This is a genomic window from Klebsiella sp. R390 (assembly GCF_051131745.1).
Lineage (GTDB): Bacteria > Pseudomonadota > Gammaproteobacteria > Enterobacterales > Enterobacteriaceae > Klebsiella.
Genome location: NZ_CP180445.1, coordinates 1,566,072 through 1,582,268, shown reverse-complemented (window position 1 = coordinate 1,582,268; position 16,197 = coordinate 1,566,072). Strand labels below are relative to the sequence as shown.

17 protein-coding genes are annotated in these 16,197 nt (G+C 55.8%); 13 read left to right on the top strand and 4 right to left on the bottom strand.

The genetic code is table 11. The annotated features are described in order from the left end of the window. Nucleotides 1-6: 6 nt before the first annotated feature. Entirely contained in the window at nt 7-1,875 is a 1,869-nt protein-coding gene (locus ACMYSP_RS07400) for an amidohydrolase (RefSeq protein WP_434586187.1), read from the top strand. Between the two features lie 84 nt (nt 1,876-1,959). On the opposite strand, the gene ACMYSP_RS07395 is transcribed toward ACMYSP_RS07400, so the two are convergent. Beyond that, on the bottom strand, nt 1,960-2,562 hold the full coding sequence (locus tag ACMYSP_RS07395) for a peroxiredoxin (RefSeq protein ID WP_004858569.1): 603 nt from the start codon (nt 2,560-2,562) through the stop codon (nt 1,960-1,962). Between the two features lie 170 nt (nt 2,563-2,732). After that, the gene (gene acpH / locus ACMYSP_RS07390; protein ID WP_434586186.1) at nt 2,733-3,314 is read right to left on the bottom strand and encodes an ACP phosphodiesterase; all 582 of its coding nucleotides are present in this window, start codon (nt 3,312-3,314) and stop codon (nt 2,733-2,735) included. Nucleotides 3,315-3,471: 157 nt separating this feature from the next. On the opposite strand from acpH, the gene queA reads away from it, so the two are divergent. From queA to ACMYSP_RS07350, 8 genes are all read left to right on the top strand, one after another. After that, nucleotides 3,472-4,542 (top strand): tRNA preQ1(34) S-adenosylmethionine ribosyltransferase-isomerase QueA, encoded by a 1,071-nt coding sequence (gene queA, locus ACMYSP_RS07385; RefSeq protein ID WP_434586185.1) that lies wholly within the window; start codon nt 3,472-3,474, stop codon nt 4,540-4,542. Nucleotides 4,543-4,596: 54 nt separating this feature from the next. Then, the gene (gene tgt, locus ACMYSP_RS07380; RefSeq protein ID WP_434586184.1) at nt 4,597-5,724 is read left to right on the top strand and encodes a tRNA guanosine(34) transglycosylase Tgt; all 1,128 of its coding nucleotides are present in this window, start codon (nt 4,597-4,599) and stop codon (nt 5,722-5,724) included. A gap of 22 nt (nt 5,725-5,746) precedes the next feature. Next, nucleotides 5,747-6,079 carry a preprotein translocase subunit YajC gene (gene yajC, locus ACMYSP_RS07375; protein ID WP_004133958.1) on the top strand — a complete coding sequence of 111 codons (333 nt, stop codon included), beginning with the start codon at nt 5,747-5,749 and terminating at the stop codon, nt 6,077-6,079. Between the two features lie 25 nt (nt 6,080-6,104). Next, complete coding sequence (gene secD, locus ACMYSP_RS07370) at nt 6,105-7,952, top strand: protein translocase subunit SecD (protein ID WP_434586183.1); 1,848 nt, start codon at nt 6,105-6,107, stop codon at nt 7,950-7,952. Between the two features lie 10 nt (nt 7,953-7,962). Next, nucleotides 7,963-8,934, top strand: coding sequence for a protein translocase subunit SecF (secF, locus tag ACMYSP_RS07365; protein ID WP_123755664.1), 972 nt, complete (start codon nt 7,963-7,965; stop codon nt 8,932-8,934). 115 nt (nt 8,935-9,049) lie between these two features. Next, nucleotides 9,050-10,456 carry a M24 family metallopeptidase gene (locus ACMYSP_RS07360; RefSeq protein WP_434586182.1) on the top strand — a complete coding sequence of 469 codons (1,407 nt, stop codon included), beginning with the start codon at nt 9,050-9,052 and terminating at the stop codon, nt 10,454-10,456. Nucleotides 10,457-10,530: 74 nt separating this feature from the next. Next, the gene (locus ACMYSP_RS07355) at nt 10,531-10,896 is read left to right on the top strand and encodes a VOC family protein (protein WP_434586181.1); all 366 of its coding nucleotides are present in this window, start codon (nt 10,531-10,533) and stop codon (nt 10,894-10,896) included. A 14-nt stretch (nt 10,897-10,910) separates the two neighbouring features. Further along, nucleotides 10,911-11,600 (top strand): helix-turn-helix transcriptional regulator, encoded by a 690-nt coding sequence (locus ACMYSP_RS07350; protein ID WP_434586180.1) that lies wholly within the window; start codon nt 10,911-10,913, stop codon nt 11,598-11,600. Nucleotides 11,601-11,645: 45 nt separating this feature from the next. Here the strand turns inward: ACMYSP_RS07350 and ACMYSP_RS07345 are convergent, their stop codons facing one another. Next, entirely contained in the window at nt 11,646-12,530 is an 885-nt protein-coding gene (locus tag ACMYSP_RS07345) for a nucleoside-specific channel-forming protein Tsx (RefSeq protein ID WP_123755668.1), read from the bottom strand. A 291-nt stretch (nt 12,531-12,821) separates the two neighbouring features. Next, nucleotides 12,822-13,364: a DUF3251 domain-containing protein gene (locus tag ACMYSP_RS07340; RefSeq protein ID WP_434586179.1), complete on the bottom strand. Its 543-nt coding sequence runs from the start codon at nt 13,362-13,364 to the stop codon at nt 12,822-12,824. Nucleotides 13,365-13,512: 148 nt separating this feature from the next. Here ACMYSP_RS07340 and nrdR point away from each other — a divergent pair, with 148 nt between their 5' ends. The 4 genes from nrdR (at nt 13,513) to nusB (ending at nt 16,127) form a co-directional block, all read left to right on the top strand. Next, the gene (gene nrdR, locus ACMYSP_RS07335; protein ID WP_004858609.1) at nt 13,513-13,962 is read left to right on the top strand and encodes a transcriptional regulator NrdR; all 450 of its coding nucleotides are present in this window, start codon (nt 13,513-13,515) and stop codon (nt 13,960-13,962) included. A gap of 3 nt (nt 13,963-13,965) precedes the next feature. Then, nucleotides 13,966-15,069, top strand: a complete 1,104-nt coding sequence (ribD, locus tag ACMYSP_RS07330) for a bifunctional diaminohydroxyphosphoribosylaminopyrimidine deaminase/5-amino-6-(5-phosphoribosylamino)uracil reductase RibD (protein WP_434586178.1) — start codon at nt 13,966-13,968, stop codon at nt 15,067-15,069. Nucleotides 15,070-15,215: 146 nt separating this feature from the next. Beyond that, the gene (gene ribH, locus ACMYSP_RS07325) at nt 15,216-15,686 is read left to right on the top strand and encodes a 6,7-dimethyl-8-ribityllumazine synthase (RefSeq protein ID WP_434586177.1); all 471 of its coding nucleotides are present in this window, start codon (nt 15,216-15,218) and stop codon (nt 15,684-15,686) included. Between the two features lie 21 nt (nt 15,687-15,707). Beyond that, entirely contained in the window at nt 15,708-16,127 is a 420-nt protein-coding gene (gene nusB, locus ACMYSP_RS07320) for a transcription antitermination factor NusB (protein ID WP_004858621.1), read from the top strand. Nucleotides 16,128-16,197 lie beyond the last annotated feature (70 nt).

The following is a 16,197-nucleotide window of genomic DNA, read 5'->3' as shown; positions in this document are numbered from 1 at the left end:
AGCGTTATGTCGCAAACTGCCACACTGATCCTGACGAATGGTCGCATTCATACTCTCGATCAAAACAATCCGTTGACCGAGGCGATCGCCATCGCCGACGGTAAGATCCTCGCCACCGGCAGCCGCGATCGGGTCATGAGTTTTGCTGCTGAAGGGACGCAGATCGTCGATCTGCAGGGCCATACGGTGATCCCGGGGCTGAACGATTCCCACCTGCACCTGATCCGCGGCGGGCTGAACTATAACCTTGAGCTGCGTTGGGAAGGGGTTCCGTCACTGGCGGATGCGCTGAGGATGCTCAAAGATCAGGCCGATCGCACGCCGTCGCCGCAGTGGGTTCGCGTGGTCGGCGGCTGGAGCGAGTTCCAGTTCGCCGAACGGCGGATGCCGACCCTCGAAGAGCTAAACGAGGCAGCACCGGATACCCCAGTCTTTGTGCTGCACCTCTACGATCGCGCGCTGCTGAACCGCGCTGCGCTGAAGGCGGTGGGCTACACCAAAGAGACGCCGGACCCGGCCGGGGGCGAAATCGTGCGCGATAGCCGCGGTAACCCCACCGGGATGCTGATCGCCAAACCGAACGCCATGATCCTGTACGCTACGCTGGCAAAAGGGCCGAAGCTGCCGCTGGAGATGCAGGTTAACTCGACGCGCCAGTTTATGCGTGAGCTGAACCGGCTTGGCCTGACCAGCGCCATTGATGCCGGGGGCGGTTTCCAGAACTACCCGGAAGATTATCAAATTATTGAACAACTGCATGCGCAAGAGCAGATGACCGTGCGCATTGCCTATAACCTGTTTACCCAGCGTCCTAAACAAGAGCTGGACGATTTCGAGCGCTGGACCGATATGCTGAAACCGGGGCAGGGGACCGACTTCTTCCGCGCCAACGGCGCTGGCGAAATGCTGGTGTTCTCGGCGGCAGACTTTGAAGATTTCCTGCAGCCGCGTCCGGATCTGCCAGAAGGGATGGAAGACGAGCTGGAACGAGTGGTTCGTCATCTGGTGGAGCATCGTTGGCCGTTCCGCCTGCATGCCACCTACGATGAGTCGATCAGCCGAATGCTCAACGTCTTCGAGAAGGTGAACCGCGATATTCCGTTTAACGGTCTGCACTGGTTCTTCGACCATGCCGAAACCATCACCGAGCGGAATATTGAGCGCGTGAAGGCGCTGGGCGGTGGGATCGCGGTACAGCACAGGATGGCCTTCCAGGGGGAATACTTTGTCGACCGCTATGGTAAAGATGCGGTGAAACATACCCCGCCGGTGGCGAAAATGCTGGAACTGGACGTGCCGGTTGGGCTAGGGACCGATGCGACGCGGGTCGCGAGTTACAACCCGTGGACCGCACTCTACTGGCTGGTCTCCGGGCGTACCGTGGGCGGCATGGCGATGTATGACGAGAGTAACCGTCTGCCGCGCGACGTGGCGCTGGAATTGTGGACGGCGGGCAGCGCCTGGTTCTCCAGTGAGCAGGGTAAAAAAGGGCGGATCGAGAACGGCCAGCTGGCGGACCTGGTGGTGCTGTCAAAAGACTATTTCAGCGTGCCGGAAGAGGAAATCAAAGGTATCGAATCGGTGCTGACGGTGGTTGACGGCAAAGTGGTGTATGCCGCCGGACACTTCTCGCCGCTCGCACCGCCGCCGATTCCGGTGGTGCCGGACTGGTCGCCGGTGGTCAAGGTGCCGGGCCACTATCGTTCCGCACCGCCTGCGGCGGCGAAAATCGGGGCAATTGTGCAGATGCATCAGTGCTGCGGCAGCTGTGGCGTCCATGGTCATCAGCATGATATCGCGCGTAAGTCGTCGATCCCGGTCTCCGACGATCGGGCTTTCTGGGGCGCGCTGGGCTGCTCCTGCTTCGCGTTTTGATTAGCGGATAACCAGCGGCGGGTGTGCAGGCCGCGGGATCAAAAAAGGCTCGCAGATGCGAGCCTTTTTTTAAACGCGAGCCGATTACAGGCTGGAGACGTTCTCGGTCAGGTATTTTGCAACGCCTTCCGGAGACGCAGCCATACCTTCTTTTCCTTTTTCCCACTGTGCCGGGCAAACTTCACCGTGCTCTTCGTGGAACTGCAGCGCGTCAACCATGCGCAGCATCTCGTCGATGTTACGGCCCAGCGGCAGGTCGTTAACCACCTGGTGACGAACAACGCCGTTTGCGTCGATCAGGAAGGAACCACGCAGTGCAACGCCTTCGTCCGGATGCTCGATACCGTAAGCTTTCTGGATTTCACGTTTGATGTCAGCCACCATCGCGTATTTAACCGGGCCGATACCGCCCTGGTCAACCGGGGTGTTACGCCATGCGTTGTGAACGAATTCGGAGTCGAAGGAGACGCCAACGACTTCTACGCCGCGTTTCTGGAACTCTTCATAACGCTTGTCAAAAGCGATCAGCTCTGACGGGCACACGAAGGTGAAGTCCATCGGCCAGAAGAACAGTACGGTCGCTTTACCGTTGGTGTGCTGTTTGAAGTTGAATTTCTCAACGATTTCGCCGTTACCTAAAACTGCTGCAGCGGTAAAATCCGGAGCCTGACGAGTGACCAGAACCATATGATTCTCCTGTTAATAGTAAGGTTAATTGGTACGCAACGGTGGCAAGTATAGGGACAGGCTTGTGCGAACTCAACGTGACGCTGACAATCAATGAGATAGGTTTAGCCTATCAATATGTATTAGAAAACGAGGTTCAGAATAGCCTTTCTGTGAGAAAGCGCAATCTTTTAAAGTTCGCGGCTGGTCGCCTGGGCCATCATGCGCGGATAAAACTGCCAGAACTGTTGCTCCAGCTTGTCGTAGTGGGTATCCAGGTCTTGCCAGGAGTCGCGCAGGGCATCAAGACGTGGCCGACGGCTGGCCATACCGTTGAGGACGCGCTGAATAAAGTCCATGTCTTTATAGCGTTCCAGCCAGCGCTCCGACCATAAATAGTCATTGAGATTGACGAAGCGCGGCGGCGAATCGGGCAACACCGGCGTCACCTGCTCCTCGGCATAGCGCACAAATTCACTGAGCGGCAGGTCGGGCGAAATTTGCGCCCAGTGGTGTGACAGGAAATGATCCCACATGACGTCCAGCGTAATCGGCGCGACACGGCGCGTTTCGGGACGGAACCACTCTCGTGCCGTTTTGACCTCTGCCAGATTGTCGGTCATGACATCAATGCGGCGATGCATAAAGATGCCGTCGACGATATCCGCCGGGTAGTCCGCCTGCGGGTTGCCGCGAACGAAATCGGCCAGAAGGTTGCCGGGAAGAGAGCTATTGGCGAGATGAGCTAAATGCAGGTGTGCGAGAAAATTCATAATACTCGTTATTCTTCAGGTTGCAGGTGCGTTGGCTTCAACGTGACTCGTCTCATCAATGACGTAGAGTATTACATCTCTCCTGAGGGGTAAAGGTTGCAGGGAACACGCCCCGGCACTAGACTACCCGCCTCTTTATTTAGGCCGAGCCACCGTCATGCGCGTTACAGATTTTTCCTTTGAACTACCCGAATCCCTGATCGCCCACTACCCACAGCCGGAGCGCAGTAGCTGTCGCCTGCTGTCGTTAGACGGACCGACGGGGGCGCTGACGCATGGTATTTTCACCGATCTTCTCGACAAGCTGAACCCTGGCGATCTGCTGGTATTCAACAATACCCGGGTGATCCCGGCGCGCCTGTTTGGCCGTAAAGTCAGCGGCGGCAAGATTGAAGTCCTGGTTGAGCGGATGCTCGACGACAAACGTATTCTGGCCCATATTCGCGCTTCCAAAGCGCCGAAGCCGGGAGCGGAGCTGCTGCTGGGCGACGATGAAAGCATTCGTGCCACTATGGTGGCGCGTCACGATGCGCTGTTTGAAGTCGAGTTTAACGACGAGCGCCCGGTGTTGGATATCCTGAACAGCATCGGCCATATGCCGCTGCCGCCGTATATCGACCGCCCGGACGAAGACGCCGACCGCGAGCTGTATCAAACCGTCTATAGCACCAAACCAGGGGCAGTGGCCGCACCGACCGCCGGCCTGCACTTTGACGATGCGATGCTGGATAAGCTGCGTGCCAAAGGTATCGAAATGGCGTTCGTGACGTTGCACGTCGGCGCCGGAACCTTCCAGCCGGTGCGCGTGGATACCATCGAAGACCACATCATGCACTCTGAGTATGCCGAAGTGCCGCAAGAGGTGGTCGACGCGGTGCTGGCGGCGAAAGCGCGTGGTAATCGCGTTATCGCGGTGGGTACCACCTCCGTGCGCTCGCTGGAAAGCGCGGCGCAGGCGGCGAAAAACGACCTGATTGAACCTTTCTTTGGTGATACGCAGATCTTTATCTATCAGGGGTATCAATATAAGGCGGTCGATGCGCTGGTGACCAACTTCCATCTGCCTGAATCGACTCTGATTATGCTGGTTTCGGCCTTTGCCGGTTACCAGCACACCATGAATGCCTACAAGGCTGCGGTAGAACAAAAATATCGCTTTTTTAGCTACGGTGACGCGATGTTTATCACGTACAATCCGCAGGCTATTTTTGAGCGTGTCGGGGAATAACCTCCGCGGCATGAGTGTTTAACGTCAGACTGTTTTTCTGACGCAGGAGTGAAAATGAAATTTGAACTGGATACGACCGACGGACGCGCTCGCCGCGGCCGCCTGGTATTTGATCGTGGCGTAGTTGAAACGCCAGCCTTTATGCCCGTTGGGACTTACGGCACCGTCAAAGGGATGACGCCGGAAGAAGTTGAAGCCACCGGCGCACAAATTATCCTCGGCAACACGTTCCACCTGTGGCTGCGTCCGGGCCAGGAAATCATGAAGCTGCACGGCGATCTGCATGATTTCATGCAGTGGAAAGGGCCAATCCTGACCGACTCCGGCGGTTTCCAGGTCTTCAGCCTCGGCGATATCCGTAAGATCACCGAGCAGGGCGTCCACTTCCGCAACCCGATTAACGGCGATCCGATTTTCCTCGACCCGGAAAAATCGATGGAGATTCAATACGATCTCGGCTCCGATATCGTGATGATCTTCGACGAATGTACGCCGTACCCGGCGGACTGGGACTATGCTAAACGTTCGATGGAAATGTCCCTGCGCTGGGCGCAGCGTAGCCGTGACCGTTTCGACAGCCTGGGCAACAAAAATGCGCTGTTCGGCATTATTCAGGGAAGCGTTTACGAAGATTTACGCGATATATCCGTTAAAGGTCTGGTAGACATCGGTTTTGATGGCTACGCTGTCGGCGGTCTGGCTGTCGGCGAGCCGAAAGCAGACATGCACCGTATCCTGGAGCACGTTTGCCCGCAGATTCCGACCGACAAACCACGCTACCTGATGGGCGTCGGGAAGCCCGAAGATCTGGTTGAAGGGGTACGCCGCGGTATCGATATGTTCGACTGCGTGATGCCGACGCGTAACGCGCGTAACGGCCATCTGTTTGTTACCGACGGCGTGGTGAAGATTCGTAATGCGAAGCACAAAAGCGACACCGCGCCGCTGGATGCTGAATGTGATTGCTATACATGTCGCAATTATTCACGCGCTTACTTGCATCATCTCGATCGTTGCAACGAAATATTGGGCGCGCGCCTCAATACCATTCATAACCTTCGCTACTATCAGCGCTTAATGGCTGGTTTACGTAAGGCTATTGAAGAGGGTAAATTAGAGAGCTTCGTGACCGATTTTTACCAACGTCAGGGACGACCTGTTCCTCCTGTGAACGTTGATTAATTTTAATAATGAGGGAATTTGAATGAGCTTTTTTATTTCTGATGCGGTAGCAGCAACCGGTGGCGCGGCGCAGGGTAGCCCGATGTCTCTGATCCTGATGCTGGTGGTGTTTGGTCTGATTTTCTACTTCATGATCCTGCGTCCACAGCAGAAGCGTACCAAGGAACATAAAAACCTGATGAGCTCCATCGCGAAAGGCGATGAAGTGCTGACGAATGGTGGTCTGGTCGGTCGCGTCACTAAAGTTGCGGAAAGCGGATACATTGCTATCGCGCTGAACGATACCACCGAAGTGGTTATCAAACGTGACTTCGTAGCTGCCGTTCTGCCGAAAGGCACTATGAAAGCGCTGTAATCCACTTTTCCCTAAGGGAACTGCCGTGTTAAACCGTTATCCTTTGTGGAAGTACATCATGCTGGTCGTCGTTATTATCGTCGGCCTGATGTATGCACTCCCCAACCTGTATGGTGAGGATCCGGCCGTTCAAATCACTGGCGTGCGCGGTGTCGCCGCCAGTGAGCAAACGCTGATCCAGGTCCAGAAAACGTTACAAGAAGAAAAAATTACCGCTAAGTCTGTGGCGCTGGAAGAGGGCACCATTCTTGCGCGCTTCGACACCACCGACGTCCAGTTACGTGCACGTGAAGTGCTGATGGGCGTATTGGGTGATAAATACGTCGTGGCACTGAACCTTGCACCGGCAACGCCTCGCTGGCTGGCGGCCATTCATGCCGAGCCGATGAAGCTGGGTCTTGACCTGCGTGGCGGCGTACACTTCCTGATGGAAGTGGATATGGACACCGCGCTGGGTAAACTGCAGGAACAAAATATCGACAGCCTGCGCAGCGAACTGCGTGAAAAAGGCATCCCTTACTCCACCGTGCGTAAGGAAGACAATTTTGGTCTGAGCATTGCGTTTCGTGATAGCGCAGCACGCGATCAGGCTATCTCCTGGCTGAGCCCGCGTCACCGCGATCTGGTTATCTCCACTCAAGGCACGACCGGCCTGAAAGCCGTGATGACCGATGAGCGCCTGAAAGAAGCCCGCGAATATGCCGTGCAGCAGAACATCAACATTCTGCGTAACCGTGTTAACCAACTGGGTGTTGCCGAGCCGCTGGTACAGCGTCAGGGCGCCGACCGTATCGTGGTTGAACTGCCGGGTATTCAGGATACTGCGCGTGCGAAAGAAATTCTTGGCGCCACCGCGACGCTGGAATTCCGTCTGGTGAACAGCAACGTCGACAGTGCTGCTGCCGCTTCAGGCCGCGTCCCTGGCGATTCCGAAGTGAAAGACACTCGTGAAGGCCGGCCAGTTGTGCTGTACAAGCGTGTGATTCTGACCGGTGACCATATCACCGACTCCACTTCCAGCATGGATGAGTACAATCAGCCGCAGGTTAACATCTCGCTGGATAGCGCAGGTGGCAACATCATGTCTAACTTCACCAAGGACAACATCGGTAAGCCGATGGCGACCTTGTTCGTGGAGTACAAAGACAGCGGTAAGAAAGATGCTAACGGTCGTGCGGTTCTGGTGAAACAGGAAGAGGTGATTAACATCGCCAACATCCAGTCTCGCCTGGGCAACAGCTTCCGTATTACCGGTATCAGCAACCCGAACGAAGCGCGTCAGCTGTCTCTGCTGCTGCGTGCTGGTGCGCTGATTGCGCCGATTCAGATCGTTGAAGAACGTACCATCGGCCCAACCCTGGGTATGCAGAACATCAAACAGGGTCTGGAAGCATGTCTGGCCGGTCTGGTGGTTTCTATCCTGTTTATGATTTTCTTCTACAAGAAATTCGGTCTGATCGCGACTTCCGCGCTGGTGGCTAACCTGGTGCTGATCGTCGGCATCATGTCCCTGCTCCCAGGGGCAACGCTGAGTATGCCGGGGATTGCGGGTATCGTGCTAACCCTTGCGGTGGCGGTCGATGCTAACGTACTGATCAACGAACGTATTAAAGAAGAGTTGAGCAACGGACGTTCTGTTCAGCAGGCGATTGACGAAGGTTATAAGGGCGCATTCAGCTCTATCTTCGATGCGAACATTACGACCTTGATCAAAGTTATCATCCTGTACGCGGTCGGTACCGGTGCAATTAAAGGGTTTGCGATTACCACCGGTATCGGTGTTGCAACCTCGATGTTTACCGCTATCGTCGGCACCCGTGCCATCGTGAACCTGCTGTACGGCGGCAAGCGCGTTAAAAAGCTGTCTATCTGAGGAGTGCGTTGTGGCACAGGAATATACTGTTGAACAATTGAACCACGGCCGTAAAGTCTATGACTTTATGCGCTGGGACTACTGGGCTTTCGGCATCTCCGGTTTTCTGCTGATTGCCGCCATTGTCGTGATGGGCGTGCGTGGGTTTAACTGGGGTCTGGATTTCACCGGTGGTACGGTGATTGAAATTACCCTCGAAAAACCTGCGGACATGGACCAGATGCGTCTGGCGCTGCAGAAGGCGGGCTTTGAAGAGCCGCAGCTGCAGAACTTCGGTAGCAGCCGTGACATCATGGTACGTATGCCGCCGGTACATGATACCAACGGCAGCCAGGAGCTGGGCAGCAAGGTCGTTAATGTGATTAACGAATCGACCAGCCAGAACGCAACCGTCAAACGAATTGAATTCGTGGGACCGAGCGTCGGGGCAGACCTGGCACAAAGCGGCGCCATGGCGCTGCTGGCCGCCTTGATCTGTATCCTGGTCTATGTTGGTTTCCGCTTTGAGTGGCGTCTTGCTGCCGGGGTCGTTATCGCCCTGGCGCACGATGTGGTTATCACGATGGGTATACTGTCGCTGTTCCATATCGAGATCGATCTGACCATCGTCGCGTCACTGATGTCGGTCATCGGCTACTCGCTGAACGACAGCATCGTGGTATCAGACCGTATCCGTGAAAACTTCCGTAAGATCCGCCGCGGTACGCCGTATGAGATCTTTAACGTGTCGTTGACCCAGACGCTGCATCGTACCTTGATCACCTCAGGGACCACCTTGATGGTTATCCTGATGCTGTTCCTCTTTGGCGGCCCGGTGCTGGAAGGCTTCTCGCTGACCATGCTGATCGGTGTCTCTATCGGTACAGCTTCTTCTATCTACGTGGCGTCGGCACTGGCGCTGAAGCTGGGCATGAAGCGCGAGCATATGCTGCAGCAGAAAGTCGAGAAAGAAGGTGCGGATCAGCCGTCCATTCTGCCGTAAGTCAGAACGGTACTGAGAACGCAATCCCGGTCGCAAGGCCGGGATTTTTTTATTACAGGGCCCCCGAATTTCGCTACTCTCCTTGCATTGTTTTTAATGAGATGGAGATACGCCCATGGCCACGATAGCCCTTTCCACCGTCGCCCCGCCGACCGTCTGGCACGACCTGCCTTCCGTCACACTCAGCGATGAGACCTTACGTCAGCGTAAAGCCAACGTGCTCGCCCGGATGGCCTGCGACGGGTACGACACGCTGGTCATCTATGCCGATAAAGAGCACGGCGGCAACTTTGAGTATCTCACCGGGTTTATTCCGCGGTTTGAAGAGGCGCTGCTGGTGCTGCATCGTGAGGGGGAGGCGGTACTGGTTCTGGGCAATGAAAACCTCAAGCTGGCGGCCTTTGCCCGGCTGGAAAACCGGGTGATCCACGCCCCGTGGTTCTCATTACCGAACCAGCCGATGAGCACGGAGAAAAGCCTGCCGCAGCTGTTGCAGGATGCGGGGATCGTGGCGGGGAAAACCCTGGGGCTGGCGGGCTGGAAGCTGTTTACCGGCGATGCTGATGACCGGGCTCAGATGTTCGACCTGCCCGCGTTTATCGTCGACGCCATTCGCCAGGCCGCGGGGCCTCAGGCGGTCCTGCGCAATGCTACGGGGGTATTTATCGCCCCGGACTGCGGGGTAAGAACGGCCAATAATGCCAATGAACTGGCCCATTATGAATATGGCGCGAATCTGGCATCGACAGCGGTTCTGACCGCGCTCGACGCCATTGCTCCCGGCAAAACCGAAAAGCAGATCGGCGCGTTACTGGCGGCGCAAGGGCAGCCTAATACCGTGGTGATGATTGCCGCTACCGGGGATCGCTTCGCCCATGCCAACTTGTATCCTGGCGATAAGACCATTCAGCGTGGCGATAAATTCTCGCTGACCACCAGTTACAAAGGCGGCCTGAGCAGCCGCGCCGCCTACGTGGTGAGCGACGACACTGAGCTGACGCCGGAAGTAGCGGACTATCTTGAGGTGGTGGCGAAGCCCTATTTCAATGCGGTGGTTAGCTGGCTGGAGAATTTACGCATCGGGATGCGTGGCGGCGAGATGTACGCGCTAATCGAGAGTGTACTGCCGAAGGCGGAATATCACTGGCATCTGAACCCTGGCCATCTGGTGGCGGACGAAGAGTGGCTGTGTTCACCCATCGGGCCTGATTCTAACGCCTGCATCCGCAGCGGTATGCTGCTGCAAATCGATATTATTCCCTCACGGACGGGGTATGCTGGCGCCAGCATCGAAGACACCGTGGCGGTGGCCGATAAGGCGCTGCGCGACGCACTGGCGCAGGATTGGCCGCAGCTGTGGCAGCGAATTGTCACCCGTCGCGCCTGGATCCGCCAGCAGTTAGGGATAGCGCTGCCGGAAGAAGTCCTGCCGTTTTCCAATACCGTCGGCTATCTGCGCCCGTGGCTGCTGGATCGCACCCGCGCGTTGGTGTGTACCAGCTCGAGGGGTAAAAGTAGTTAAACACTCCTGACAGTATGCTGTCAGGAGGCCTGTCATACACTCCTCCTGAACCCACACAATGGACAGGAGGATGTATGAACAACGTAATTAACTGGTTTGAAATTCCGGTCGCCGACATGGATCGTGCCGTGGCGTTTTACGAACCGGTGATGCAGGTGACGCTGAAACGGGAAAATATGGACTGCGCTCAACTGGCGATATTTCCTTATCAGGATCCGGCTCCCGGCGGGGCGCTGGCAAAGTTTGACGGTGTTAAACCCGCCGATCAGGGCTGCATTATCTATCTGCATACTGACAATCTGACGGCGACGCTTGACCGGGTGAGCTCTGCGGGAGGGCGCTGTGTTTTTGGCCCGCTGCAGCTGGCGAAGGATATCGGGACGATTGCCCTGTTTATCGATAGCGAGGGGAATCGAATTGGCCTGCATCAACCAGCATAAATGAGATTACGCTTATGAGCCGACGCGCCGACCGTCTTTTTCAAATCGTCCAGATCCTGCGGGGGAGAAGATTAACCACCGCCGGGCTGCTGGCCGAGCGGCTCGGCGTGTCGGAACGCACGATTTACCGCGATATTCGCGACCTGTCGCTCTCCGGCGTCCCGGTTGAGGGAGAGGCCGGCAGCGGCTATCGACTGCTGGCAGGCTACGATCTGCCGCCGCTGATGCTGACGACCCAGGAGTCGGAGGCGCTGGTCGCGGCGATTCGGCTGCTGCAAACCTGGGGCGGCGTTTCGATGTCCCAGGCGCTGGAATCGGCACAGGAAAAAGTGCTGGCCATACTGCCGGCGGAGAGCCGACGCCAGGCAGAGCAGTCGCGCCTGTTCGCCCCGGACTTTGGTTCGCAGGGCTACACCAAAGAGCAGTTTGATCTGGTGCATCGGGCAGTCTCCGGCCAGCAGGTATTGGATCTGCACTATCGGGATGAAGGCGGAAAGGTATCACAGCGTGAAGTGCTGCCGCTGGGGCTTTTTTTCTGGGGAGAGCGCTGGCTGCTTGTGAGCTGGTGCGAATTGCGCGTTGATTATCGCTGTTTTCGCCTCGACCGATGCCTGAATATTGTGGCGACCGGGCGCCATTTTAGCGAACGGGCTGACCGTTCATTGAGTGATTTCTTGCGTAAGGTAAAGTGTGAGGAGCGCTAAGGCCTGGCAATCCCCGGCGTTGCCGCCGGGGAAAATCAGCAGTGATTAGAAGTTGTAGCCGACAACAAAGTAACCACCCCAACCGGTGGAACGGACATTGAAGTCGCCGTCGCCGAAGTTCAGCTTCGCGTCATCCGCCCACTGACCACCGTTGTGCCAGTAACGAGCAACCACCGAGTAGTGCCAGTGCGCATAGTTCAGCGCCAGGATGTGGCTGGACGCGATGGAGTTGCTGGTGCGCGCGTGCTTGCCGTTCATATCGTAGAAGTTGTCATCGCCCAGATCGGAACCCCAGTCAAAGTTGGTGAAGCCGATGTAGCTCAGAGAACCGCCCCACAGGTCGGTCAGCGGAACAAAGTATTTCACTTTGAAACGGTAGCCATCCCACTCGTTTTCGTTGGAAGCACCGTAGTTCTGCCACTGATATTTCGCATAGACGTTCAGGGACAGGCTCATCGGCAGGCCGGTATCGATATCGGTACCCAGACCCATATACCAGGTGCTCTGCTCCTGAGAATCGTTACGACCCATATCGTAGATATAGTTGTTCGCGAAATACCACTCTTTGAACGGGCCGAAGCTGAGGTCGGTGTTGGTCAGCTTGTCGATAGAGAAACGCGGTTCGATTTCCATAAACAGCGGGGAACCGTTGTTCCAGATACCTTTCGCGGTGCTGTTACCGCCAAAGAATACCGGTGCATCGATATAACCGTAGAAATCAAACCAGTCTTTTTTGGCGAACGCTTCGTATTCCAGGTAGGTATCGTTACGGATCTGCGGTCCAAAACGGGTGTGGTAGCTGCCCACCACGTTCACACTCTGGTGCCACCAATCAGACAGGTACTGAGGTTTGTCGTTTTCTGCCGCGCCAGCAGTGAAAGATGCGGAGAGTGCCAGGACCGCGCTTGCTGCCAGTAATGTTTTTTTCATAATGATGCCACTGTTTAAATTAAGCCAAAAGGCGTTAAGAACGTTGCCGAAGCGTTTCTAAATATTTCGTATTTCTGTGGCGTCTATTATAGAAATCATTGCTCACAAAAATATGTGTTGTTTCACATAAAGTAAACACACGTAATCGATTGCGTTCACGATTCTATGCATTTCCTGACAAAATGCCACTGAAATTCATCAATGGCGTCAATTTTCACTGAACTGTTCGCAAAAATTGTAAATGGATTTTTGGCGGTGAAAACGGGTGTCAAAGACACCCGATGGGAGAGGTTATTGCGGGGTGGCGGGCTGGATGTCGTGAATACGCAGGAAACCAAGCTGTTCCGGAGAGATACCTTTCAGGCGCAGCGGAATATCCACATCGCTGGGGGCCAGAATGCTGGCAGGGGCGCTGATCAGCTGTTCCTGCACGTTCACTTCCTGATAGCTCTGGGTGGTGCCGGTGATCTGCCCGGAAGCGACGGTGGCGCTAAATGCCGGAAGCGGATCGTTGGATTCACCCTGAATACGCAAGGTCAGACGGGTGCCGTCGCCATCGGCGGCAATATCCCGCAGCGACATGCGTAACGTACCGATCTGGCTCTCGAGCCGTGCCGGCGTTTTGGCGCCAGGCAGAAGATAGACGCCGCTGCTGGATTTCGCATTCAGGGAATTTTGCTGGGTAATTTTCACCGTTTGCTGATTCAACTGGGTCATCTCTTTGCTCAGCGTGCTCACGCTTTGATTCATCTGTCGGACTTCACTTTGCTGCGCGCAGGCGCTGAGCGTGAACAATGTCGTCAGTATCGCCAGCTTCAAATAACGTCTTGTCATAGTAAGGGATTCCGTCAAAAGGGGATAACTCATGGTAGATCGTCTGTGATAACCAACCATAGATCCTTTGTCTCAAAAGCTCTTTCTTTGTAGTCGGGTCACTTCGCGGTAAACTGTCCTTCAGTTTAACTTCATATCAGGACGCGCCATGCATTGCCCATTCTGTTTCGCCGTAGATACCAAAGTGATCGACTCCCGTCTGGTGGGAGAGGGCTCCTCTGTGCGTCGTCGTCGGCAGTGCCTGGTTTGTAACGAACGTTTTACGACGTTTGAAGTGGCGGAGCTGGTGATGCCGCGGGTGGTCAAAAGCAACGATGTGCGGGAACCTTTCAACGAGGATAAGCTGCGCAGCGGAATGCTGAAAGCGCTGGAAAAACGCCCGGTTAGCGCCGACGACGTAGAAATGGCGCTTAACCATATCAAAACGCATCTGCGCGGCACCGGTGAACGCGAAGTACCCAGCAAGATGATCGGTAACCTGGTCATGGAACAGCTGAAAAAGCTCGATAAAGTCGCCTATATCCGCTTTGCCTCGGTCTATCGTAGCTTTGAAGACATCAAAGAATTTGGCGAAGAGATCGCCCGCTTACAGGATTAAGTCATGCATGACGAAATGTACATGGCGCGCGCACTGAAGCTGGCGCAGCGCGGGCGTTTTACCACCCATCCCAATCCTAACGTCGGTTGTGTGATCGTCAAAAACGGTGAAATCGTCGGCGAAGGTTTTCACTATCGTGCCGGTGAGCCGCATGCGGAAGTACATGCGCTGCGGATGGCCGGTGAACAAGCCCGAGGGGCTACCGCCTACGTGACGCTTGAGCCGTGCAGCCATCATGGCCGCACGCCGCCGTGCTGTGACGCGCTGATCGCCGCTGGCGTGACCCGCGTCGTGGCCGCCATGCAGGATCCTAACCCGCAGGTGGCGGGACGAGGCCTGTACCGTTTGCAGCAGGAAGGTATCGACGTCAGCCATGGCCTGATGATGAACGAGGCCGAAGCGCTGAATAAAGGCTTTCTGAAGCGGATGCGCACCGGTTTCCCGTATGTACAGCTCAAAATGGGCGCTTCGCTGGATGGCCGTACCGCCATGGCCAGCGGAGAAAGCCAGTGGATCACCTCCCCACAGGCGCGCCGCGACGTGCAGCGTCTGCGCGCGCAGAGCCACGCCATTCTGACCAGCAGCGCCACCGTGCTGGCTGACGACCCGGCAATGACCGTGCGTTGGCAATCGCTGGACCCTGATACTCAGGCGCTGTATCCGCAGGACAACCTGCGTCAGCCGCTGCGTATCGTTATCGACAGCCATAACCGCGTGACCCCGCAGCACCGTATCGTGCAGCAGCCGGGCGAAACGCTGTTTGCCCGTACCCAGGCTGACGATCGCGCGTGGCCGGAAAACGTGCGCACGCTGCAGGTACCGGAACACAACGGCCATCTCGACCTGGTGCTGTTGATGATGCAGCTCGGCAAGCAGCAGGTGAACAGTATCTGGGTGGAAGCCGGCCCGACGCTCGCTGGGGCGCTATTGCAGGCAGGTGTGGTGGACGAGCTTATCGTCTATATTGCGCCTAAACTGTTAGGCAATACGGCGCGTGGATTATGTGCGCTGCCGGGGCTTGAGAAACTACAGGATGCCCCCCATTTCAAATTCAATGAGATACGCCATGTTGGCCCGGATGTGTGCCTGCATTTAGTGAACGCCTGATCTCCCGATTCAACAGGGAAGGCTTTTTTACGACGCAACATCATTCCACTGCCAGCGACAGCGAGGCAGTTTGAAGGATGAAGTGTATAAATTATTATGATAGAATCCGCCCCCCTTGCGGGGCTATATGAACCCGAAGGAACAGTATGAACATTATTGAAGCTAACGTTGCTACCCCGGACGCTCGCGTCGCCATCACCATTGCGCGTTTCAACAACTTTATCAATGACAGCCTGCTGGAAGGTGCAATTGACGCCCTGAAGCGCATCGGTCAGGTAAAAGATGAAAACATTACCGTTGTTTGGGTTCCAGGCGCGTATGAGCTGCCACTGGCGGCTGGCGCACTGGCAAAAACCGGTAAATATGACGCAGTGATTGCTCTGGGTACGGTGATTCGTGGCGGTACCGCGCACTTTGAATATGTGGCTGGCGGTGCAAGCAACGGCCTCGCGCATGTCGCGCAGGAGAGCGAAATCCCGGTAGCCTTTGGTGTTCTGACCACTGAAAGTATTGAACAAGCCATCGAGCGCGCTGGTACCAAAGCCGGTAACAAAGGCGCAGAAGCTGCGCTGACCGCGCTGGAAATGATTAACGTATTGCAAGCCATCAAGGCCTGATTTTTTTGTAAGGGGAATTCCGTGAAACCTGCTGCTCGTCGCCGCGCCCGTGAGTGTGCTGTCCAGGCGCTTTACTCCTGGCAGTTGTCCCAGAACGACATCGCTGATGTTGAATACCAGTTCCTGGCGGAACAGGATGTCAAAGATGTCGACGTTCTGTATTTCCGTGAACTGCTGTCCGGAGTGGCGACTAACAGCGCATACCTCGACGGCCTGATGAAGCCGTACCTGTCCCGTTTGCTTGAAGAGCTGGGCCAGGTGGAAAAAGCGGTACTGCGTATCGCCCTGTTCGAGCTGTCAAAACGTGACGATGTCCCGTACAAAGTGGCGATTAACGAAGCTATCGAACTGGCGAAAACTTTCGGCGCTGAAGACAGCCATAAGTTTGTTAACGGCGTGCTGGACAAAGCAGCCCCGGCAATTCGTCCCAACAAAAAGTAAACCCCAGGCCGGTGGTATCGGGGATTCTCCCCGAGAAACCGTCCACAGAACCTGCTTCAGCCGGCAACTA

Coding starts and splice junctions, on each gene's coding strand:
- nrdR (WP_004858609.1), top strand. CDS start 13,513: ATGCATTGCCCATTCTGTTTCGCCGTAGATACCAAAGTGATCGACTCC.
- queA (WP_434586185.1), top strand. CDS start 3,472: ATGCGCGTTACAGATTTTTCCTTTGAACTACCCGAATCCCTGATCGCC.
- ribH (WP_434586177.1), top strand. CDS start 15,216: ATGAACATTATTGAAGCTAACGTTGCTACCCCGGACGCTCGCGTCGCC.
- ACMYSP_RS07345 (WP_123755668.1), bottom strand. CDS start 12,530: ATGAAAAAAACATTACTGGCAGCAAGCGCGGTCCTGGCACTCTCCGCA.
- ribD (WP_434586178.1), top strand. CDS start 13,966: ATGCATGACGAAATGTACATGGCGCGCGCACTGAAGCTGGCGCAGCGC.
- ACMYSP_RS07355 (WP_434586181.1), top strand. CDS start 10,531: ATGAACAACGTAATTAACTGGTTTGAAATTCCGGTCGCCGACATGGAT.
- ACMYSP_RS07400 (WP_434586187.1), top strand. CDS start 7: ATGTCGCAAACTGCCACACTGATCCTGACGAATGGTCGCATTCATACT.
- ACMYSP_RS07395 (WP_004858569.1), bottom strand. CDS start 2,562: ATGGTTCTGGTCACTCGTCAGGCTCCGGATTTTACCGCTGCAGCAGTT.
- ACMYSP_RS07360 (WP_434586182.1), top strand. CDS start 9,050: ATGGCCACGATAGCCCTTTCCACCGTCGCCCCGCCGACCGTCTGGCAC.
- yajC (WP_004133958.1), top strand. CDS start 5,747: ATGAGCTTTTTTATTTCTGATGCGGTAGCAGCAACCGGTGGCGCGGCG.
- tgt (WP_434586184.1), top strand. CDS start 4,597: ATGAAATTTGAACTGGATACGACCGACGGACGCGCTCGCCGCGGCCGC.
- ACMYSP_RS07340 (WP_434586179.1), bottom strand. CDS start 13,364: ATGACAAGACGTTATTTGAAGCTGGCGATACTGACGACATTGTTCACG.
- ACMYSP_RS07350 (WP_434586180.1), top strand. CDS start 10,911: ATGAGCCGACGCGCCGACCGTCTTTTTCAAATCGTCCAGATCCTGCGG.
- acpH (WP_434586186.1), bottom strand. CDS start 3,314: ATGAATTTTCTCGCACACCTGCATTTAGCTCATCTCGCCAATAGCTCT.